Origin of the sequence: Pseudomonas sp. GM24, from assembly GCF_000282235.1 — a bacterium.
GTDB lineage: Bacteria > Pseudomonadota > Gammaproteobacteria > Pseudomonadales > Pseudomonadaceae > Aquipseudomonas.
Window position 1 is genome coordinate 1 of the sequence record NZ_AKJR01000126.1, and the last position, 2,558, is coordinate 2,558.

Annotated in this window: 4 protein-coding genes; 3 read left to right on the plus strand and 1 reads right to left on the minus strand. The window is 58.8% G+C overall.

What is annotated here, in order from left to right; all coding sequences use genetic code 11:
- The first annotated feature begins 37 nt into the window (after positions 1-37).
- Positions 38-142, plus strand: coding sequence for a prepilin-type N-terminal cleavage/methylation domain-containing protein (locus PMI23_RS29775; protein WP_007913946.1), 105 nt, complete (start codon positions 38-40; stop codon positions 140-142).
- Positions 143-362: 220 nt separating this feature from the next.
- Here the strand turns inward: PMI23_RS29775 and PMI23_RS15360 are convergent, their stop codons facing one another.
- Positions 363-677, minus strand: a complete 315-nt coding sequence (locus PMI23_RS15360; RefSeq protein ID WP_007913942.1) for a hypothetical protein — start codon at positions 675-677, stop codon at positions 363-365.
- Between the two features lie 313 nt (positions 678-990).
- Between PMI23_RS15360 and gspH the strand changes: the two genes are divergently transcribed.
- Both gspH and PMI23_RS15370 read left to right on the plus strand, forming a co-directional pair.
- Positions 991-1,437, plus strand: a complete 447-nt coding sequence (gspH, locus tag PMI23_RS15365; protein ID WP_007913940.1) for a type II secretion system minor pseudopilin GspH — start codon at positions 991-993, stop codon at positions 1,435-1,437.
- Positions 1,434-2,042 carry a prepilin-type N-terminal cleavage/methylation domain-containing protein gene (locus PMI23_RS15370; RefSeq protein WP_007913938.1) on the plus strand — a complete coding sequence of 203 codons (609 nt, stop codon included), beginning with the start codon at positions 1,434-1,436 and terminating at the stop codon, positions 2,040-2,042. Before gspH ends, PMI23_RS15370 begins: the two co-directional genes overlap by 4 nt.
- Positions 2,043-2,558: the final 516 nt, after the last annotated feature.

Genomic DNA, 2,558 nt, shown 5'->3' on the forward strand with positions numbered 1-2,558 from the left:
TGCGCGATGGCGCAGGACGCAAAGGAGCGCGCGCGCGATGAACAGGCAAGAGGGTTTTACGCTGATCGAGTTGATGGTGGTGCTGGTGATCATCGCCGGGGCGGGTTTAGGGCACGGAGTAATGAGCGTTGAATGGCCCTGATTGCGGAGTCCGGATGGCCGAGTTATGCGGTTGTTGCGCTTTGAACAGGTCATTGGCGCGGCGGGGAATGGGCGGTTGCTCAAGGTTGGCGTGGAGGTGTTTGACCGTAGTCAGGGGCGCTACCGTTGGCCACACTCGATACCCTGCTGAGCAGCCCATAAAGCTCCTGAGCCTGGCCCTCATATTTAGAAAAGGACTGGGCCAGGAGCCATTTTTTAGCCTACTTGTTTAGAACCACAGTGAAGGTCCGCGGCAGGGACGCGTCTCCAGCACCGTATAACGCCTTGGCTGTAATGCTGTGCAAACCTACGCTCAATCCAGTCAAGGAAAGGGCCCATTTCCCCGTTGGATCAACAGCGGCTGCACCTTTGGCAAACGCGCCATCAAACACTTCAACTTTCTGCGCTGGTTCCGCTGTACCGGCAAGTGTCACGCTGGTCTCGATGGTTGTGCCGCCATTTGCGATTTCTACGCCGCTGGCTCCTTTGACCGAAACGATAGTGGGTACGATTGCATTGGATTGGGATGTCGACATGGTGAAAACTCCGATAGTGAGATAAATGGAACGGAGTAATTCAACGCTGAAAAACGAAAAGGCACACCTGTCAGATCTGACAGGTAGCAGTGCTTTTTCGACGAGCGGTCGTCATCACTCAGGGTCGGTCAGCGCCGCGAGCAGTGCGAGGGTCTGGGCCATTTGGGGTGGGGAAAAGCGTGCGGTGAAGGTCATGGGTTGAATCTCCTTTTTATCCCTGCTGTCAGCCTACGCGGCAATTCTCTCCGTTTTATTTCACACGCCTTACATGTTGGCCGTGCACGATGGCGCAGGACGCAAAGGAGCGCGCGCGATGAACAGGCAACAGGGTTTTACGCTGATCGAGTTGATGGTGGTGCTGGTGATCATCGGCATCGCCAGTGCGGCGATCAGCCTGAGTATCAAGCCGGATCCGTTGCAGTTGCTGCGCAAGGATGCCGAGCGTGTGGCGCAGTTGCTGCAGGTTGCGCAGGCCGAGGCCCGCGCGGATGGCCGGCCGATTGTGTGGGTGAGTGATGCCAAGGGCTTTCGCTTTAGTCGGCGCAGTGACAGTGGCAAGGGGTTTGATCATTTCGCGCAGGATCCGCAGTTGCGGCCGCGTGCCTGGCAGAGTCCGAAGATGGAGGTGCGGGTGGAGCCGAAACAGAAGGTCGTGCTGAACGCTGAGTGGATCAATCCGCCGCTGCAATTGACGTTGTCGGATGGCTTGAATCGCTTGAGTGTGCTGCGTGATGGCAGCGGCAGGATCAGCCTGCAATGAAGCGCCAGCAAGGGTTTACGCTGATTGAGGTGATGGTCGCGATTTTGTTGATGGCGGTGGTGAGTCTGATTGCCTGGCGGGGGCTGGACAGTGTCACGCGGGCGGACAGTCATTTGCAGGCGAGCAGTGAGCAGAGTGACGGTTTGTTGCGGGCGCTGAATCAGTTGCAGCGGGATGTGGAGATGCGCGCGGGGATTGAGTTGACCGAGCCGAAGAAGGTTGGCGTGGATGATGAGCCGCCGAGCGCCCCGCCCGCTCTGACTGTGCGCAGTAGCGACAGTAAGGGGTTTCGTCTGGACATCATTCGGACGGCGGCGGATCAGCCGGGGGCGTTGCAGCGGGTGCGCTGGTGGGTCAAGGGCGACACGTTGTATCGGGCGGTGGCTGAGGCGCGGAGTCGGTATCCGTTGCCGGCGCCTGGGAATGGGGTTGCTGTTTTGAGTGATGTCAGTGATGTGCAGGTGCGGGTTTGGGAGGTGGATAAGGGGTGGCGGCAGTTGAGCGGGAATCGGCGGGAGGATCCGTTGGGGTTGGAGATTCGGTTGAGTCGGGGGACGGCGCAGGGGGTGGAGAAGTATCGGCAGGTAATTGGGCCGTTGGAGTGATACTGGCTGCAATGTGGATATCCGTGTAGGAGCTGCCGAAGGCTGCGATCTTTTGACTTTGAAGATCAAAAGATCGCAGCCTCCGGCAGCTCCTACATTGGGATTGGGTGCAGTCAGTTGGGGTTGGTTGGCTGGCAGGCCGTCATCGCTGGCAAGCCAGCTCCCACAGGAATTGGGTGAAGTCAGTCAGGGGTTGGTTGACTGGTTGGTCGTCATCGCTGGTAAGCCAGCTGCCACAGGAATTGGGTGAAGTCAGTCAGGGGTTGGTTGTCTGGTTGGTCGCCATCGCTGGCAAGCCAGCTCCCACAAAGACTGAGTGCAGCCGGTAGATATTGGTCCGCTGACAGGCCGCCATCGCTGGCAGGCCAGCTCCCAAAATTTCGATTCGCGAGCACAGCATGCGGCGAAGCCGCCCCACTCAATGGCCGAGTGTCAGCTCGCCGAAAGCTCTTGATCTTGATCCACGGGCGACGTCGGAAGGCTGAGTGGAGGGATTCATCCGGGGGTGGGAGCGCA